Origin of the sequence: Streptomyces sp. NBC_01551, assembly GCF_026339935.1 — a bacterium.
In the GTDB taxonomy this organism is placed as follows: domain Bacteria; phylum Actinomycetota; class Actinomycetes; order Streptomycetales; family Streptomycetaceae; genus Streptomyces.
Window position 1 is genome coordinate 645,593 of record NZ_JAPEPX010000001.1, and the last position, 16,803, is coordinate 662,395.

Genomic DNA, 16,803 nt, shown 5'->3' on the forward strand with positions numbered 1-16,803 from the left:
ACGGCCGCCCTGTCGGCGGGCCACGCCTGCGTGGACGTCTACCAGGGCGCCGTCGCCGCGCTCGTCCCCTTCCTCGTCTCCGAGCGCGCGTACGGGTACGCGGCCGCCTCCGGCATCGTGCTCGCCGCCTCGCTGCTGTCCTCCGTCGTCCAGCCGCTGTTCGGGGTGCTGAGCGACCGCCGGCCGATGCCGTGGCTGATACCGCTGGGCACGGCCGCCGCCGGGGCGGGCGTCGCGCTGGTCGGCGCGGACGCCGGCTACCCGGCCACGGTGGCCGCTGTCGCCCTGTCCGGGCTGGGGGTCGCCGCGTACCACCCGGCGGCCGCCCGGCTGGTCCGCACCGCGCTGGGCGGCGCCGGGCACACGGCGATGAGCTGGTTCGCGCTGGGCGGGAACATCGGCTTCGCGTGCGCGCCGCTGCTCGTCTTCGGCGCCCTGTCGGTGCCCGGGGCGGCGGGCTGGTGGCTGCTGGCCCTGCCGGCCGCGCTGGGCGTCCTCCTCGGCCGGCCCGCGCCCGCCTCCCGCCGGCCCGGTGGCCCCGGCGCGGGCTCGCCGGGCGGCGCGGCGCCGGGGGCCGCGCCGGGCCCGGAGGACCGGCGGGCGTTCGCACGGCTGTCGCTGGTCGTGATCGTCCGCTCGGTCGCCTTCACCGGGCTGAGCACCTTCATCGCCCTGTACGTCCGCGAGCGCGGGGGCGGTGACACCGCCGGCACGGTGGCGCTGTTCGCCCTCTTCGCGGGCAGCGCGGGCGGCACCCTGCTCGGCGCCCGGCTGGCCTCCCGCTGGGGCCGGGTCGCCACGGTCCACCGGGCCTACGCCGCGGCCGCGCCCGCCATCGCCGGGATCCTGTTCCTGCCGCTGCCCCTGGTGTACGGGTGCGCGGCGCTGGCCGCCGCCGCGCTGTACGTGCCGCTCTCGCTCCAGGTGACCCTGGGCCAGGACTACCTGCCGAGCCGGATGGGCACGGCGAGCGGGGTGACCCTCGGACTGACGGTCAGCGTCGGCGGTGTCGCGAGCCCGCTCATCGGGGCCGCGGCGGACGCGGCCTCGCTGGGTACGGCGCTGCTGCCACTGGCCGTGCTCCCGCTGCTGGCGTGGGCGCTGGCCCGGCGGCTGCCGGAGCCCGTCACGGCCCGGCCCGAGGCGGCGGAGGCCGAGACCGCGCCGGCCGGGTGAGCCCGGGCGCGCCGAGACCCCGCACCCCTGGCGGACGGGGCGCGGGGCTCGCGGGCGTCAGTTGCGTGCGCCTCAGTTGCCGTGCGTGTCAGTTGCCGCGGGCGTCAGTTGCCGTGCGCGTACAGCGACTTCAGCGTCGCCAGGTCATCCGCGCTCGGGTACACGGAGATGCCGTTGGCCACCGCGTCGCCCGACATGAGGCAGCTCGTCCGGGTGAACTGGTGGTCGAGCCCCAGCACGTGCCCCTCTTCGTGGCAGGCGGTCTTGCGGGTCTGCGTCGCGTTGCGCGCCAGGCCGCTGTTGAGCCACACCTCGGCCGAGGTGAAGTGGCCGTTCGCTCCGATGTTGTAGAAGGTCACGCCGTACCGGTTGTCGCCGCTGTCGTTCCACTCCCACACGTTGACGCAGTGCAGCCAGGAGCCCGGGCACGACGTCACGTAGTACGAGTCGACGCCGGACGCCTTGTTCCACTCGTTGACGGTGCCGCCCACGGGCCAGTTCGCGCCCGTGTGGTCCACGAAGTAGATCTGCGCCCGCGCCAGGCCGTCCTTCGCCCAGTGCCCGCCGATCAGCGGCCCGGCGGCCGCCGGGGGCGCCGTCGTCAGCAGGGCCGTCAGCAGGGCCACGGCGACGGCCGGCAGCCCGAGTAGCTTGCGCGTACCGGCTCTCATCGGCTGCCCCCGATCGCCTTCGGACGGTCGCACAGGCTCTTCTTCGCCGCTTCCGTGAGCCCCTTGGCCGGGTCGGCGAGGTCGGCCATCGCGACCCCGGACACCGTGCCGTCCGGGTTGAAGCAGACCACCGCCTCGCCCGGGTGCTTGGCCGCGAGGGCGTTCGCCTCGGCCAGCTTCTGCGCCTCGGTCAGCGGGGCTTCCTTGTGCACCCCACCCTTGGGCGGGGCCAGTTCCGGAGTCTTCTCCGGGTTGATGTTCATCGGCTGCCGGGACTTCGGCTGCGCTTCCGGCCAGGTCGGCGTTGCCTTCGACGATCCGTCCGAGGACGCCGACGCCAAGGTCGCCGCGCCCGTCACTGCCGCGCCCACCAAGAGCGCGGCTCCCACCCCCAGCACCAGCCGGCGACGCGCGGAGCGCGAGCCGTCAGAGTTCCTTTGAGTGCTCATGTCGGCAGGCTGACACGCATGACTAACCGTAACAACGCAGTCCGGCCTGGGGAGTTGACTCCGGCCGAAATCGAACACTCCCTGGCCTGAACCGGCTTTCCGGCGACCGGAAGTCGACTCCGGGGCGTGCGCCGGAGGCTCACCCCAGGGGCTCGGGGAGACACGGAGAGAAGGATTGACAGGCAAACTTGCAAGTCTGCCTGAAGATCTCCTAGGGTCGCCCCATGACCGAAGGCCCGCCTCCCATACCCCCTCCGCAGCCGCAGCCGCCGCGCGACACCGCCGAGGAGCTCCAGCTCGCCCTCGGCATGCTGGTCCGACAGCTGCGCACCGCCGCCGACGGCGGGGTGAGCCTGTCGCAGGTCTCCGTACTCAAGCGGCTCGACCGGCTCGGCCCGTCCACCGCGTCGGAGCTGGCCCGGGCCGAGAAGATCCGGCCGCAGTCGGTCATCGCCACCGTGAACACCCTCCAGGCGGGCGGCCACGTCGTCCGCACCCCGCACCCGACCGACGGCCGGCAGCTGCTGATCTCCCTCACCCCCGGGGGCCGGGCCTTCGTCCGCGAGCGCCGCGAGGCCGGGCACGGGCGGATCGCCGAACTGATCGCCGAGCGGCTGACCCCGGCCGAGCAGCGGCTGCTCGCCGAGGCCGTCCCCCTGCTGCGACGGCTGGCCGAGGACTGAACGCCCTTCCCCGCGCCCTCCCCCCACGTACCGAGGAGCTCCCATGACCGACACGCTGACGCTCGACTCCAGCACCGCGCTGGTCCTGATCGACCTCCAGGGCGGCATCCTGAGCATGCCGACCAACAAGCCCTCCGCCGAGGTCCTGCGCAACGGGATCGCGCTCGCCGAGGCCTTCCGCGCGCACAAGCTGCCGGTGGTCCTGGTCAGGGTCGCCTGGTCGCCCGACGGCGGCGATCTGCCGATCACCGATGTCGACCGCCCGGGCCCCGACACCGCGCCGCCCGCCGCGTTCTCCGAGATCCCGGCCGAGCTCGCCGCGCTGGGGGACGTGGTCGTCACCAAGCGCCACTGGGGCGCCTTCACCGGTACGGAACTCGACCTCCAGCTGCGCCGGCGCGGAATCCACCGCATCGTGCTGGCCGGCATCTCCACCAGCGCCGGCGTCGAGTCCACCGCCCGTACGGCCTGGGAGCACAGCTACAGCCTGGTCTTCGCCGAGGACGCGACCGCCGACCGCGACGCCGCGTCGCACGAGCACAGCTTCGGGAAGATCTTCCCCCGCATCGGCAGGGTCAGCACCACCGCCGAGATCATCGCGGCCCTCAACGCCTGACGAGCCGACCCCGCCAGGCGCCGGCGGTCACCGGGCAGCCCCGCACCCTCGCCGGACCGGGGCCGGGCAGGGCACCTCCACCCACACGCACTTGCCGCCCGCCCCCGGCCGGCACCCCCAGTCGCGGGCCAGGCGTTCCACGATCAGCAGCCCGTACCCGCCGGGCCGCGCCGGCCGGGAGAGGCGGCCGGCCAGCGGCACCGGCGGCGCCGGATTCGCGTCCGTCACCTCGATCCGCAGCCGCTCGTGGGTGCAGTCCAGGACCAGGGCGGTCGGCCCGCCGCCGTGCAGGCAGGCGTTGGACACCACCTCCGACACCAGCAGCAGGACGTCGTCGGCGGCCTGGCGGTCCTCGTCCGCCTCGGGCGGCAGCCAGTGCCAGGCGGTCAGCGCCCGCCGCGTGAAATCGCGGCTGCGCGTGACCACGTCGGCGTCCCCGGCAAAGGCCAGGCGCCGGATCCGGCCGGACGGCCCACACGGTTCCATGGCGCTCAGGTCCCTCCCCCGCGCCCCAGCGCTTGCGCCACATCGGCGTACACGTCGAACACCCGGTCCACGCCGGTGATGCGGAACATGCGGGCGACCGGCCCGCGCGGCTCCCCCACCCGGAAGGCACCGCCGGCCTCCTGGACGGCGAGGCGGCCGCGCAGCAGCTCGTTCAGCCCGGCGGAATCGCAGAACCCGAGTTCCGTCAGGTCCACCACCAGCCGCGCGGCCCGCACGAGGGCCGCGTCGAGGGCTCGGCGCAGCGCGCTGGCCGTGTCGTGGTCCAGCTCCCCGGCGAGCGCGAGGACGACGGCCCCGTCGACCGTCTCCACCTTCACGGTGAAGCGCTCCTGAATCACTCCCGTCGCCATCCGGCATCACCCCTCACCCCCCGGTCACACCGTTTCGCCCGGCGCCTGCCCGGATCCAGGCGGGATACGCCTCGGCTCGCGATGCCCGCGATGCCCGCGGCGGCTACGCGCGGACGCGTCCGGACCCGCGCATGCCCGCCGCCGCGCCGCCGGGCACGGGGAACGGCGGGCGGCGGATCATCCGGGAGACCCGGATCAAAGCCCGCTGGTCGAGGGACGGCAGCGCGGTCGCGGCGCCGTCGTCGAGGAGCGGGGGCTCCGCGTCCCCGGACGCCGTCTTGGCGGCCATGGCGTCGACCAGAACGGCGGCCTCCACGGCGGCCGCCACCTTCTCGGGGGTCAGCCGCAGGGCCGACGCCCGCGCCTGCGCCGCCCGCGCGACGGCCGGGTTGCGGTACGGCCGCAGGGCGAGCCGGCCGTCCTGGACCTCGGCGACCCGCCGGGTGGCCTTGAGTTCGACGTCCCACCACGGCACCGGCAGCGCGGCCGCGACGGCCGGCGTGGCCTCCCGCAGGGCCCGCCACAGCGGTCCCAGTTGCAGGAAGACCCGGTTCTCCCACAGGGTGCGCTCCACGCTGCCCCCGACCATCGGCAGCATGAAGCCGATGCCGGTGAACAGGGTGCAGGCGAAGGCGAACCCCCGGGAGACCTCGGAGTCCAGCCAGTCCCACCCGGTGCCCCCGCACCAGCGTGCGCCGACGGCGAGCAGCTTCGCGGCGTCGAGGCCGATGTTGAGGGCGAAGCCGAGGATGAGCACCCGCAGGCCGCGGCGCAGCCACTTCGGCCCGGTGACGCCCGCGGCCCAGCGCACGCACAGCACGGTCGCCATGACGCCGGCGACGGTGTGGGCGGCGAGGTAGAGCAGGATCATCTCCCGGATGTACGGGGTCCTGGCGTAGTACGGGTCGAAGTCCACGCGGCGTTCCACCGGCGCGTCCCCGAGGGCGAACAGGACGACGATCCCGATGACGGCGAGTCCGTAGGCGACCATCAGCCGGCGCACCCAGCGGCCGGCCTTCTCCCGGCTCCAGTCGCGCCAGTAGATGATCAGGGTGAGGACCAGCGCGCTCTCCAGGGTGAGCATCGAGTACACCAGGGGCGCGCTGACGTTGGGGATGCCGGTGGCGGCGTTGACCACGCCGATCACGTCGGGGTTGGCGCAGGCGAAGCAGGTACCGCCGAGGAGCAGGACCCCGCAGACGAGGACGTACAGCGGGTCGCGGTTGTGGCGCAGGCCGGGCGCCTTGACGAGGAACGCGAGCCACATCAGGCCGGAGACGACCCAGAAGCCGACGTTCTCGGTCACCAGGCGCCACCGCCGGCGGGGCCGAGGGAGACGTTGAGCTTGTGTCCGAAGGCGCTGGAGGACTGCGGGACATGGGCGCCCTTGCCGAGCCAGTGCTTGCTGCGCATGGCGAGCAGGGAGCCGAACAGCTCGCAGGCGCGCTCGCCGTCCTCGCCGCAGTCGGTGCGCGCGGAGGAGCGGGCGGCGATCCGCTCGACGGTGCTGGCGGTCAGGTCGGGGGCGAAGAGGTCCGCGCAGTCCGATTCTCCGAGGATCTGGGCGTGCCCGGAGTCCTCCTCCATGTGCCACAGCTCGTGGCCGAGGATGCCCAACTGGTGCTCGGGATCGGTGTTGGCCTCGATCAGGACGAGATTGCGGGTCCGCGTCCACACGAGCAGGCCGCTGACGGTACTGACGGGAAAGGACACCAGGTGCGGTTCGACGGGCTGGCCGTGCCGCTTGGCCATCGCCTCGCACAGCGCACGGAAGACGACGGCGGGTTCGACGGGAGCGTGCAGTTCGATGCCGCGGATGAGGTCGTCCCGGGTGCGGCGCATTCTCTTGATGTCCATGTCGTCCTTTGACCTGAGGAAGGGGTCGTGCTCCGCGCTACCGGCCGCCCGTGCCGGGGCGCAGAATGCTTTCCACCAGGCCGAGCAGGGTGGCGGCGGTGGCCTTGTCCCTGACCGACACCCCGGCGCTCCGCCCGGCCGTCGCCAGCGCCGCGCCGCTGTCCCGGCACCGCCGGCGCAGCCGGTCCACCTCGTCGGCGTCGTGTGCGGCCCGGGTCTCTTCCGCGTCGGCGGGGCCCGGGAGGCCGAGGGGGTGCGCGGCGGGCGCGCCGCCCGCCGGACAGGGGGCGGCGGGCAGGCCGGACGCACGGGCCGACTCCAGGGCCAGCAGCCTGCGTTCGACGGCCGCCACCGCGGGGTGCGTCTCGGGCCGGACGAAGTAGTCGACGCCGTCGAGGCGGAAGAAGGCGGCCAGGCTCAGCGCCCGGTCGAGCCCGGGCACCGATTTCCCGTTGCGGAGATTGGCCACGTGCTGCTGGCTGATGCGCGTGCCCGCGGCGATCTCGACGTCGAGGTAGCGGGCGCCCCCGTCCGGATAGCGCAGTTCGATCAGGCGGCTGAGCCGGGCGCCGAACAGTGCGGCACCCGTGGCCCGTTCGGCCGGCACGCCCGATGCAGGGGGGATCATGATTCGGAATCGTAGGTCCCGGGCGCGACGCTCCGGAAGGGACGATCCACAATTGTTGATCTGACCTGCGATATCGGCCACATCCGGGGAAACGATCGCGCCATCTCCGGCAGGCGCCCCGCCTCGGCGCGACGCCCGCCGGATCCCGTTCAGCGGCTCATGAGGCCTCCGTGGCCGCGGCGAGGGAGTGCAGGTAGCGCATGAGCGTCATCAGGACGTCGCGGCTGGAGTCGCGGCGCCGGGCGTCGCAGACGACGAGCGGCACGGACGCGGGCAGGTCGAGGGCGGCGCGCAGCTCGTCCAGCGGGTGCTCGGGCGCCTCGGGGAAGGAGTTGACGGCGACCACGAACGGTACGCCTCGCTCCTCCAGCCGGCCGATCACGTCGAAGCTGACCTCCAGCCTGCGGGTGTCGACGAGGACGACCGCGCCGAGGGCGCCCTCGAACAGGCCGTGCCAGAGGAACCAGAACCGCTGCTGGCCCGGGGTGCCGAACAGGTACAGCACCAGTTCCTCATTGATGCTGATGCGGCCGAAGTCCATGGCCACGGTGGTGGAGCTCTTGCGCTCCACCCCCCGGATGTCGTCGACGCCGACCCCGGCCTGGGTCATCGTCTCCTCGGTGGTCAGGGGCCGGATCTCGCTCACCGAGCCGACCAGGGTCGTCTTGCCGACCCCGAATCCGCCGACGATGACGACCTTGACCGCGGCGGCGGCCGTGGCCGGCAGCGCGTCCTCCCGCCGCGGGCCGGCGGGCTTCTCAGAGCTTTCGAAGTCCATCGATGACTGCCTCAATCAGTGCCAGATCCGGGAGTTGGGCGGGTGCGACGGGTGGGCGGGACAGCACCTGGTTGGCGTCGAGCAGGTCACCGAGCAGTACGGTGACCACGCTCACCGGCAGGCCGAGGTACGCGGAGATCTCGGCCACCGAGAGCGGCGACTGGCACAGCCGCATGATCGCCGCGTGCTCGGGCTGCATCCCGGGCCTGGGCCCCGACCTGGCGATGATCAGCGTCACCAGGTCGAGGGAGGTGGACTGTAACGGTCCGCTGCGACCGCCGGTGATGACGTAGAGCCGCTCGGGGGTGCCGTCGTCCCAGCCCCGGCCCGGGTTGCTCACGCGGGCTGCCCCTCGCGGCGCGGCGGGCTGCTCAGGTGCTCTCCGATCCGGGCGACCAGGTCGCGCATCCGCTGGCCCATCAGGCCCGCGTCGACGCCCTCGTCGGCGAGTACGGCGAGGTAGGCGCCGGCGCCGGCCGCCATCAGGTAGAAGAAACCGCCGTCCATCTCGATGACGACGAGCCTCATCCGCCCGCTGCTGTTCGGGAGTTCGGAGGCGACCGCGCCGGCGAGGCTCTGCAGCCCGGCGCAGGCGGCGGCGAGCCGGTCCGCGGTGTCGGTCTCCGCGCCGTACTGCGCCATGCGCAGGCCGTCGGCGGAGAGCACGATGACGTGGCGGGTCTGCGGAACGCTCTCGGCCAGGTCCTTGAGCATCCAGTCCATATTGGTCTGCAGCTGACTCATGGCTGTTCCCCCTTGCTCGCCGAGTCCGGCGAGGCGTCTGTGTTCTGGCTTGCTCCGCCGGTCCGGCTCGCGGCGGTCTGACTGTCCCCGGCCAGGCCGCCCTGGAAGGCGGCCAGCCACATGCCGGGCTGCACCTGGGGCTCGGGCTCGGTCACGGCCCGTGCGGCGGGTACGGCGGACGCGGTGGCGCTGGTCGGGTCGAGGGCGCCGGGCAGGGCCGGCGCCGGGGTGTGGGCCTTGCGGCGGCGCTGCGGGAGGCCGTTCGCGGTGCGCTCGGTGACCACGGGGATCTCCTCGTCGGCCGGCATCGGCCGCGGACCGGTGGCCGGGCGCGGGGGCGCCTGACGTACGGCCGTGGTATCGGCCGCGTGACGGACGGCCGTGGTGTCGGCCGCGTGACGGACGGCCGTGGTGTCGGCCGCGTGAGGTACGGCCGCGGTGTCGGCAGCCTGGCGTACGGCCGCGGTGTCGCCGGCCGGCGCCGCGGTCCTTCCGGCCCCCGTCGGCAGGGCCGCCCGGGGCCCGGAGGCGGTGCCGATGCCGTGGGCGACGCCGGTGGCGGCCTCGGCGGTGGTGATCAGGTCCTGGGGGATGACCAGGACGGCGCGCACCCCGCCGTACGCGGAGGCGCGCAGGGAGACCTGGAAGTCGTACGCCTGCGCGAGGCGGCCGACGACGGCGAGGCCCAGGCGCGGGGTCTCACCGAGGTCGTTGAGGTCGATGCCCTGCTGCGCCTGGCGCAGCATGCGCTCGGCCCGGTTGCGGGCCTCCTCGCTCATGCTCACGCCGCCGTCCTCGATCTCGACGGCGATGCCCGAGTTCACGTCGACGGCGGTCAGGTGGACCCTGGTCTGCGGCGGGGAGTAGCGGGTCGCGTTGTCCAGCAGCTCGGCGAGCGCGTGGATGAGCGGTTCGACGGCGGGGCCGACGACGGCCACCTGCGAGACGGAGTGCAGCTCCACGCGCTGGTAGTCGATGATCCGCGACATGGCGCCGCGCAGCACGCTGTACAGCGGGACGGCCTTGTTCCACTGGCGGCCGGGCCGGGCGCCGCCGAGGACGGCGATGGAGTCGGCGAGGCGGCCGATGAGGGCCGTGCCGTGGTCGAGGCGCAGCAGGTCGCCGAAGACCTTGGGGCTGCGGCCGTGCCGGTCCTCCATCTCCCGCAGTTCCTGTGCCTGCTGGTGCACGATGGCCTGGACGCGGCGGGCGATGTTCACGAAGGCGCGCTGCGCCGAATCGCGCAGGTCCTCCTCCGCGACGACGGCGTCGAGCACCGAGCGCAGCACCGCCTGGTGGGCGGCGCGGAACGCGGGGGTCAGCCCCGGCTCGTAGGCGTCGGGGTCCTCCAGGGAGGCGAGCACCTCATCGGGGAACTCCCCCTTGCGCAGCCGCTCCACGACGTCGGGCAGCAGGTCCTGCGCGAGCCGTACGGTCTCGGTCTCCTGGCGCGTCAGGGACGCCTCCTGGCCGGCGACCGTGGCCCGCAGGGCCCTGATCACCCGACCCCGCCGGGCGGCCTCGGCACAGGACAGCGCCACCGCGACGAAGGCCACCGCACCCACCCACGCGACGGGTGTGCGGGCAGGCGCGGACACCATGACGAGGGCGACCACCGCGGCGGCGGCGGTCGCCAGGGCGGGCAGCGCCCACACGACGGGTGAGGTGGGCCCTGGACTTCCGGGCGACGATCCCACTCGAACCATCAGAACCCTCAAACGATCGAAAGCGAATGATCATATGACAACGGCCCGGAAGCTTAGCGGCTTTACGCACGTGTCTTGACAGCAGGTCATGATCTGGACGGTGAAGGCCTGTTGGGCGTGCCGGAAGTGGCCGAAACCCACAGGCTGCACCAACCGGTCGAGCGTCCTCCGATTCCACTTCCCATACGCGCGGAGCCCGTTGTGGCGGGTCTCCCGGGCTCCGGAACGGACTGCCGGATCGCCTCTGCGGATCGGCCGATTCCCGCCGTAGCAGGCCCCGCCGCGTACGCCGGATTTGCCGCTTCCGCCCGCCAGGACAGGCCGATGATCAAGAAGATTCGCAGGTCAGGGACAATCGTGAGGGGCAGGACACAATCCGCGCCCCGTCGACCCAACGACTGAACAGGAGCTGGCGCGTTGAACCACGAGAAGCGCGAACAGGCCCAGAGGTTCCTGCGTCCGGATGAGCGGCTGATCGCCGCGTGTGCCTACGAACTGGGGCCCGGCGTACCGCTTCCGCCCGAGGACCTGCTGGCTCCGGCAGAACCCCTCGACCTCGGCCGGCGCATCGAGGCCAGACTCCCGCGCCCGCTGCGGCAGCTCGTCACCCGGGGGCAGGACTCCCGGCCGTCGCGGCCCGCCGCGGCGGCGGACGCGGCCGGCCGCGCACCGCAGGACCCGGTGGACGACCCCGGCGCGCGGCTCGCGCACGGCACGAGCATGGAGGGCGGCTGGCAGAGCTCGGCCGGGCACTTCCTCGTCAGCCGCGCCAACGTCCGCGGCTCGGTCACGGGAGTGCTCGCCGTCACCGACCGGCGCTGGTTCGGGCTGAGCGACGTGTCGCCGCTGTGGCAGACGACGCCCGCGCTGAAGCAGTACTGGGAGGCCCCCCGGTCGGCCATCACGGCGCTGCGCGCCAACCCGACGGGCGTCCTGCAGCGGGGCCGGATGGAGATCCAGTTCACCGACGGGTCGTGGGTCGCCGTCCTGGCGACCCTCCCGGCGCACGCGGCCCCCTTCGCGGCGGCCGCCGCCCGGCTGCGCTGACCTTGCCGCGCTGACCTTGCCGCGCTGACCTTGCCGCGCTGACCTTGCCGCGCTGACCTTGCCGCGCCGGCCGGGTGCGCTGACCGGCCGCGTTACAGGATGCGCCGGCCGGCGCTCTGACCTGCGGCTCTGGCCCGGGTCAGGCGGCGGGCTGCCGGGAGGCACCCGGGGCCGCGGCGGCCTCGGCCGTCTGCGCGGGTGCCCGCGTCCCGGTCTGCGCCGGGGTCTGCGCCGGCGCCGGCGTGGCCGACCCGGTCGGGGCCGGCTCGTCGCAGGTGACCTCGTCACGCGGGGTGTAGTGGGTCCGGAAGGTCTCCTTCTTGACCTCCTGGCCGCCCTTCACGAAGACGCGGTCGACCGAGACGTCGAACCCCTCCAGCGGGGTCTGCACCTCGCACGTCGGACCGGTGCCCGTGCGCTTGCCCGGCGGGACGGGGTTGCTGCGCGGGCTCTGGGTCGCGCGTATCTCGTCGTACTTCTTGGTGCCGAGGAAGCTGATGGTCACCGAGGTGTCGGTGGACTGCGCACGGACGTAGATCGCGTGACCGGAGTCGTTCCGCCAGCGCAGGTCGAGGGTGCCCCAGGCGACGGTGGCCTCGCGGCCCTCGGGGTAGCGCTCGATGTAGAACGAGTGCGCCCCGTGCTCCAGCGGCTTGACGCCCGCGAAGAACAGGGCGTTGTACATGGTCGTGGCGACCGCCGAGACACCGCCGCCGGGCGACTTCGTGTACTGGCCGTCGTTGATCATGATGCCGTCGACGAACCCGTTCTCCTTGGTGCGCTCGCCGACCGTCTTGTTGAAGCTCCAGGTGTCGCCCGGCATCACCACCGAGCCGTTGATCAGCTCGACGGCGCGCCCGATGTTGGTGGTGCGGTACGGCGCGGCCGGGAAGTTGACGGTGAAGGACGAGACCTTCTCCTTGATGCCGAGGCGCTCGGCCTCCGCGCCCGTCAGGCGCGGCTGGACCGCCGGCACGGCGAGTTCCGCGGTACGGGCGTCACCCGAGCGCGTCAGCAACGGCATGACGGCGTCGCCGAGGGCCTTGGCGGTGACCCGCACCCCGGGGCGCCCGGCGTCGGCGACAACCACCCGGTCCGCGTCGTCGAGACGCAGCGTCGCGTCGCGCGGGGCGGGGGCGGCCTCGGCCACCTGACGGGCGACCTCGGGGTCGGCCAGCAGCCCCGGCGCGTCGAGGTGGGGTACGAGGCGGCCGTGGCCGTCGTCCTTGACCGTCAGGTACGTACCGAGGACCTCGGGGGTCAGGGTGACGGGCTTCCCCGCGACGACGAGGGTGACCGGGCCGGACATCGCGGGCTCGGCGAACTCCTTCATGGCCCGGGCGGTCTCCTGGGACCCGACGGCCGGGGGCGTCTGCTCCACCGGCAGCGCGACGGGGCCGGTCCGCGGGCGCAGGTAGGCGGCGCGGACGGTGTCCGCCGCCTGGTCGGTGCGCAGGGCGACACCGGTGACGGGGCCGGTGACCTTGGCCTCGCCCCCGTCGAAGGTGATGGCGCCGCTGCGGGCGTCGCGGTGGCTGGCGGCGGCGAGCCGGTCGGCGGCCTTCGTCCCGGCCGGGGCGTCCACCCGGACCACGGGCTCGACGTCGCGGTCCCGCTCCGGGGCGAAGAGGCGCCCGATCACGGAGACGGGGTCCGCCGCGGAGTCGGTGGCGCGGGCGGCGGTGGCGGCGGTGTCCACGGACAGCCCGAAGGAGGCGGGGGCGGCCTTCTCGATCCGGTCGCCGATCTTCAGCTCGATCGGCGCGGCGGCCTTCGGGCCGAGGTGCCGGTCCAGGGCGGTCTTGGCCTCCGTACGGCTCATTCCGCCGATGTCGACGCCGCGCACGCTGGTGCCGTCGGCCACGGCGTCGCCGGTCACGATCAGACCGGTGACGTAGAGGCCTCCGAAGCCCAGTACGGCGGCGCCCGCCGCGAGGGGCAGGGCTATCCGCAGATTGGCCTTCCGGCCGGGTACGCGTCGCATCTCTCTCCCGGTGGCGCTGTGACGTCAGGGGCGCCTGGCAACCCACCCACGAATCCGAAAAATCCAGCCAGACCGGACACCATGATTCACCAATTCGGACTAAACGGGTCATAAATGTGCCGGTTCTCACCCCGGGCGGGAGCGCGGGGAGGGCGGCCTGCCCAGGGCCGAAATCCGAGCCTCGAAAACAAGGCCACTTGGATCGGATTGGCCCTGTCCGTGCCGTACGGGGATGCCACACGGTGGGCTCTGCCCCCCTTTGGCCCCAGGAAAGGCTGGCCCCACCGGTGTCCACCACCCCTCCGCCCCCGCCGCGCCGCCTCACCCGCCGGCTGTCCCAGCTCTACGTGGGACTCGCCCTGTACGGGGCGAGCTCGGCCTTCCTGGTCCGCGCGGGCCTCGGCCTGGACCCGTGGGACGTCTTCCACCAGGGTCTGGCCGAGCGGCTCGGCTGGAGCATCGGCACGGTGTCGGTGACCGTCGGGGCGCTGGTCCTGCTGCTCTGGGTACCGCTGCGGCAGCGGCCGGGGCTGGGCACCGTGTCCAACGTCTTCGCGGTGGGACTGTCCATGGACGCGACGCTCGCCGTGCTGCCGGACGTGCACGGCATCGCCGCGCAGGTGGCGCTGCTGACGGCGGGCATCGTCCTCAACGGCGTCGCCACCGGCCTCTACATCAGCGCCGCCTTCGGACCGGGGCCGCGCGACGGCCTGATGACCGGACTGCACCGCCGGACCGGCCGGTCGGTGCGGCTGGTCCGCACGGGAATCGAGCTCACCGTCCTGGCGGCCGGCTTCCTCCTGGGCGGCACCGCCGGCTTCGGCACCCTCGCCTACGCCCTGGCCATCGGCCCGCTGTCGCAGATCTTCCTGAAGGCCTTCGCCCTCCCCGAACCCCCGCCGGCCCGAGCCGAGGCGGGTGCGGCGCCCCCGGCCGACGCGGGGGCGGCAACCCCGGCCGACGCGGGTGCGGCGACCCCGGCCGACGCGAGCGCGGCCGTCCCGGCCGACTCGGTTCCGGTGGCGGCCGGCGGGAATCCAGGTGCGCAGCGGTAAGAGCCACTGCCAGCATGCGGGCATGACCCCAACTGCTGCCGCCCGCGACTCCCTCGAAGGCCTCGCCCTCGGTGACGCCTTCGGAGAGCGCTGGTTCCCCCGGTTCTGGCCCGGCCAGGACCCGTACGAGCTGATCCGCGCGCGCCGGACCCCCGAGGACCCGGCCTGGCGCTGGACGGACGACACCGCGATGGCGCTCGCGCTCCACCAGGTCCTGGTGCTGCACGACGCCGTGCACCAGGACCAGCTCGCCGAGGCGTTCGCGGCGGCCTACCTCGACGACCGGTACCGCGGCTACGGGTACGGCATGCACCAGCTGCTGCCGAAACTGGCTCAGGACCCGTCGAGTTGGCGGACCGAGACCAGGGACCTGTTCGACGGCCAGGGCAGCCTCGGCAACGGGGCGGCCATGCGGGTGGCGCCGCTGGGCGCGTGGTTCTGCGAGGACCTCGACGAGGTGGCGGAGCAGGCGGTGTTCTCCGCCGAGGTCACGCACGCCCACCCGGAGGGCGTCGCGGGCGCGGTGGCCGTGGCCCTGGCCGCCGCCCTGGCCGCCCGCAGCCGGAACCGGCCCGCCCCGCACGGCGCCGCGTTCCTGACGGAGGTGGCGGACCGTACGCCGTCCGGGCGGATCCGGGACGGCCTGCGCGCGGCCGCCGCTCTCGCCCCGGGCACGGGCGCGCGGGAGGCCGCCGAGGTCCTCGGCAACGGCCGGCGGATCCGCGCGAGCGACACGGTGCCCTTCGCCCTGTGGTCGGCCGCGTGGAACCTGGACAGCCTCGCCGACGCGCTGTGGACCACGGCGGAGGGCCTCGGCGACGTCGACACCACCTGCGCCATCACCGGCGGAGCGGTCGCCGCCCGCACCGGCACGTCCGCCGTCCCCGCACTCTGGCGCGAGCGCCGCGAGCCACTGCCCGACTGGCTCGTGAACGCCTGAGCCGGGGGAGGAGGCCGGGGGAGGAAACGGTACGTTTCGCTGTTCATCGGGCGCCGTCGGCGGCGTTAGGCTCAGGCCGCAGAACGACCTCCGGCGCCCTTCCCCCCGGCCCACGGCCACCGGGGGCCCAGGGGCCCGATCAACGCCGATGTCGCCGGCCGACGGCATCACCGACCGGCGGCATCGCCAACTGACGGCATCGAGGAGCCACGTTGACGTCACCGAATCCGCCGGAGCGCAAAGCGCCGCCGAAGGGCACCCCGTTCGCCGCGCTCGCCGCCGACCCCTTCGGCCCGCTGCGCACCCGCGGGTACCTGAAGCTCCTCGCCCTCGCCGCCCTGCTGGGCGTCGTGGTGTCGGCGGGTGCGTACGGGTTCCTCCAGGCGGTCGATCAGATCCAGCAGGCCCTGTACGACGACCTCCCCAAGGGCCTCGGATTCGAACGGCCGCCCGCGTGGTGGCCGCTGCCCCTCCTCGTACTGTCGGGCGTGCTGGTCGCGCTGACGGTGCAGTACCTGCCGGGCAACGGCGGCCACCAGCCGGCCGAGGGGCTCAACACCAAGGGGGCGCCGCCCTCGGCGGAGATCCCCGGCATCCTGCTCGCGGCCCTGGCCGGGCTGGGCTTCGGCGCGGTGATCGGCCCCGAGGCCCCGCTGATCGCCCTCGGCGGCGGCGTCGCGCTGTACGCCGTCCGGCGCGTCCAGCCGCACGCCGACGCCACCACCCAGGCCGTCGTGGCCGCCGCCGGCAGCTTCGCGGCGATCAGCGCGCTGCTGGGCTCGCCGCTGATCGGCGCGTTCCTGCTCATGGAGACCGCCGTGGTCGCCGGGCCCGCGCTCGGCGTCACGCTGATGCCCGGACTGCTGGCCGCGGGCATCGGCTCGCTGGTCTTCACGGGGCTGGGCTCCTGGACCGGGGTCGGCGCCGGCCAGCTCGTCATCCCGAGCCTGCCGGCCACCAGCCGCCCGGACCTCGCGCAGTTCGGCTGGGCGCTCGTGGTCGGCATCGCGGCCGCCTTCGTGGGCACCGGGATCCAACGCCTCGCGCTGCGGCTGCAACCGCACGTGAACCGGCGCCGCCTCCTGTGGACCCCCCTCTTCGGCCTCGCCACGGCGGGCCTGGCCATCGCCTACGCGCAGGGCACCGGCAACGACTCCGCCCAGGTGCTCTTCTCCGGCCAGAGCGCCCTGCCCGACCTGCTCCGCCACGCCACCGACTACACCGGGGGCGCGCTCACCCTGCTGGTCGTCTGCAAGGGGATCGCCTACTGCCTCTGCCTCGCGGCGTTCCGCGGCGGCCCGATCTTCCCGGCCCTCTTCATCGGCGCGGCGGGCGGCATCGCCCTCTCGAACCTCCCCGGCCTCCCGTTCGTCGCGGCCGCCGCGATGGGCATGGGCGCGATGTCGGTGGCGCTCCTCAAACTCCCGATGACGTCGGTCCTGCTCGCCACCCTGCTCCTGGGCGCGGACGGCGTGACCGTGATCCCCCTGGTGATCGTGACCGTCGTAACGTGCCACGTCACCGCCTCCCGCCTGACCCCGCCCCCGCAGCCCAAGCCCACCGCCGCTGCCGCCGCCGCCGCCGCACCAGCAGGGCCCTGAGACGGGCGTCC

The 16,803-nt window shown here is 74.0% G+C and carries 19 protein-coding genes; 7 read left to right on the plus strand and 12 right to left on the minus strand.

Going from position 1 to position 16,803, the window contains the following annotated elements; translation table 11 throughout:
* Positions 1–9: 9 nt before the first annotated feature.
* Positions 10–1,176 (plus strand): MFS transporter, encoded by a 1,167-nt coding sequence (locus OG982_RS02680; RefSeq protein WP_266949853.1) that lies wholly within the window; start codon positions 10–12, stop codon positions 1,174–1,176.
* Positions 1,177–1,280: 104 nt separating this feature from the next.
* On the opposite strand, the gene OG982_RS02685 is transcribed toward OG982_RS02680, so the two are convergent.
* The gene (locus OG982_RS02685) at positions 1,281–1,847 is read right to left on the minus strand and encodes a matrixin family metalloprotease (RefSeq protein ID WP_266947848.1); all 567 of its coding nucleotides are present in this window, start codon (positions 1,845–1,847) and stop codon (positions 1,281–1,283) included.
* Complete coding sequence (locus OG982_RS02690; RefSeq protein WP_266947849.1) at positions 1,844–2,296, minus strand: hypothetical protein; 453 nt, start codon at positions 2,294–2,296, stop codon at positions 1,844–1,846. The genes OG982_RS02685 and OG982_RS02690 overlap by 4 nt, the downstream gene beginning before the upstream one ends.
* A gap of 224 nt (positions 2,297–2,520) precedes the next feature.
* Between OG982_RS02690 and OG982_RS02695 the strand changes: the two genes are divergently transcribed.
* Positions 2,521–2,979, plus strand: coding sequence for a MarR family winged helix-turn-helix transcriptional regulator (locus OG982_RS02695; RefSeq protein ID WP_266790076.1), 459 nt, complete (start codon positions 2,521–2,523; stop codon positions 2,977–2,979).
* Positions 2,980–3,022: 43 nt separating this feature from the next.
* Positions 3,023–3,595, plus strand: coding sequence for a hydrolase (locus tag OG982_RS02700; protein WP_266947850.1), 573 nt, complete (start codon positions 3,023–3,025; stop codon positions 3,593–3,595).
* A 27-nt stretch (positions 3,596–3,622) separates the two neighbouring features.
* Here OG982_RS02700 and OG982_RS02705 read toward each other — a convergent pair whose 3' ends face one another.
* The 9 genes from OG982_RS02705 to OG982_RS02745 form a co-directional block, all read right to left on the minus strand.
* Positions 3,623–4,021 carry an ATP-binding protein gene (locus tag OG982_RS02705; RefSeq protein ID WP_266790073.1) on the minus strand — a complete coding sequence of 133 codons (399 nt, stop codon included), beginning with the start codon at positions 4,019–4,021 and terminating at the stop codon, positions 3,623–3,625.
* 65 nt (positions 4,022–4,086) lie between these two features.
* Entirely contained in the window at positions 4,087–4,452 is a 366-nt protein-coding gene (locus OG982_RS02710) for an STAS domain-containing protein (protein WP_266947851.1), read from the minus strand.
* A 103-nt stretch (positions 4,453–4,555) separates the two neighbouring features.
* Positions 4,556–5,758 (minus strand): MAB_1171c family putative transporter, encoded by a 1,203-nt coding sequence (locus OG982_RS02715; protein ID WP_266947852.1) that lies wholly within the window; start codon positions 5,756–5,758, stop codon positions 4,556–4,558.
* The gene (locus OG982_RS02720) at positions 5,755–6,309 is read right to left on the minus strand and encodes a hypothetical protein (RefSeq protein WP_266790068.1); all 555 of its coding nucleotides are present in this window, start codon (positions 6,307–6,309) and stop codon (positions 5,755–5,757) included. Before OG982_RS02720 ends, OG982_RS02715 begins: the two co-directional genes overlap by 4 nt.
* Before the next feature lie 37 nt (positions 6,310–6,346).
* A complete protein-coding gene (locus OG982_RS02725) occupies positions 6,347–6,937 on the minus strand; it encodes a helix-turn-helix transcriptional regulator (protein WP_266790066.1) in 591 nt (196 codons plus the stop codon).
* 157 nt (positions 6,938–7,094) lie between these two features.
* Entirely contained in the window at positions 7,095–7,715 is a 621-nt protein-coding gene (locus OG982_RS02730; protein WP_266790064.1) for an ATP/GTP-binding protein, read from the minus strand.
* The gene (locus OG982_RS02735; RefSeq protein WP_266790062.1) at positions 7,696–8,055 is read right to left on the minus strand and encodes a DUF742 domain-containing protein; all 360 of its coding nucleotides are present in this window, start codon (positions 8,053–8,055) and stop codon (positions 7,696–7,698) included. Before OG982_RS02735 ends, OG982_RS02730 begins: the two co-directional genes overlap by 20 nt.
* Complete coding sequence (locus OG982_RS02740) at positions 8,052–8,459, minus strand: roadblock/LC7 domain-containing protein (RefSeq protein WP_266790060.1); 408 nt, start codon at positions 8,457–8,459, stop codon at positions 8,052–8,054. Before OG982_RS02740 ends, OG982_RS02735 begins: the two co-directional genes overlap by 4 nt.
* Positions 8,456–10,165 carry a sensor histidine kinase KdpD gene (locus OG982_RS02745; protein ID WP_266947853.1) on the minus strand — a complete coding sequence of 570 codons (1,710 nt, stop codon included), beginning with the start codon at positions 10,163–10,165 and terminating at the stop codon, positions 8,456–8,458. Before OG982_RS02745 ends, OG982_RS02740 begins: the two co-directional genes overlap by 4 nt.
* A 417-nt stretch (positions 10,166–10,582) precedes the next feature.
* On the opposite strand from OG982_RS02745, the gene OG982_RS02750 reads away from it, so the two are divergent.
* The gene (locus OG982_RS02750; RefSeq protein ID WP_266790057.1) at positions 10,583–11,212 is read left to right on the plus strand and encodes a hypothetical protein; all 630 of its coding nucleotides are present in this window, start codon (positions 10,583–10,585) and stop codon (positions 11,210–11,212) included.
* A 139-nt stretch (positions 11,213–11,351) separates the two neighbouring features.
* Here the strand turns inward: OG982_RS02750 and OG982_RS02755 are convergent, their stop codons facing one another.
* A complete protein-coding gene (locus tag OG982_RS02755; RefSeq protein ID WP_266947854.1) occupies positions 11,352–13,196 on the minus strand; it encodes a VanW family protein in 1,845 nt (614 codons plus the stop codon).
* A 287-nt stretch (positions 13,197–13,483) separates the two neighbouring features.
* Here OG982_RS02755 and OG982_RS02760 point away from each other — a divergent pair, with 287 nt between their 5' ends.
* The 3 genes from OG982_RS02760 (at position 13,484) to OG982_RS02770 (ending at position 16,792) form a co-directional block, all read left to right on the plus strand.
* On the plus strand, positions 13,484–14,251 hold the full coding sequence (locus OG982_RS02760; RefSeq protein ID WP_266947855.1) for a YitT family protein: 768 nt from the start codon (positions 13,484–13,486) through the stop codon (positions 14,249–14,251).
* A 22-nt stretch (positions 14,252–14,273) separates the two neighbouring features.
* Positions 14,274–15,191, plus strand: coding sequence for an ADP-ribosylglycohydrolase family protein (locus tag OG982_RS02765; protein WP_266947856.1), 918 nt, complete (start codon positions 14,274–14,276; stop codon positions 15,189–15,191).
* A 212-nt stretch (positions 15,192–15,403) separates the two neighbouring features.
* Positions 15,404–16,792: a chloride channel protein gene (locus tag OG982_RS02770; RefSeq protein ID WP_266947857.1), complete on the plus strand. Its 1,389-nt coding sequence runs from the start codon at positions 15,404–15,406 to the stop codon at positions 16,790–16,792.
* Positions 16,793–16,803 lie beyond the last annotated feature (11 nt).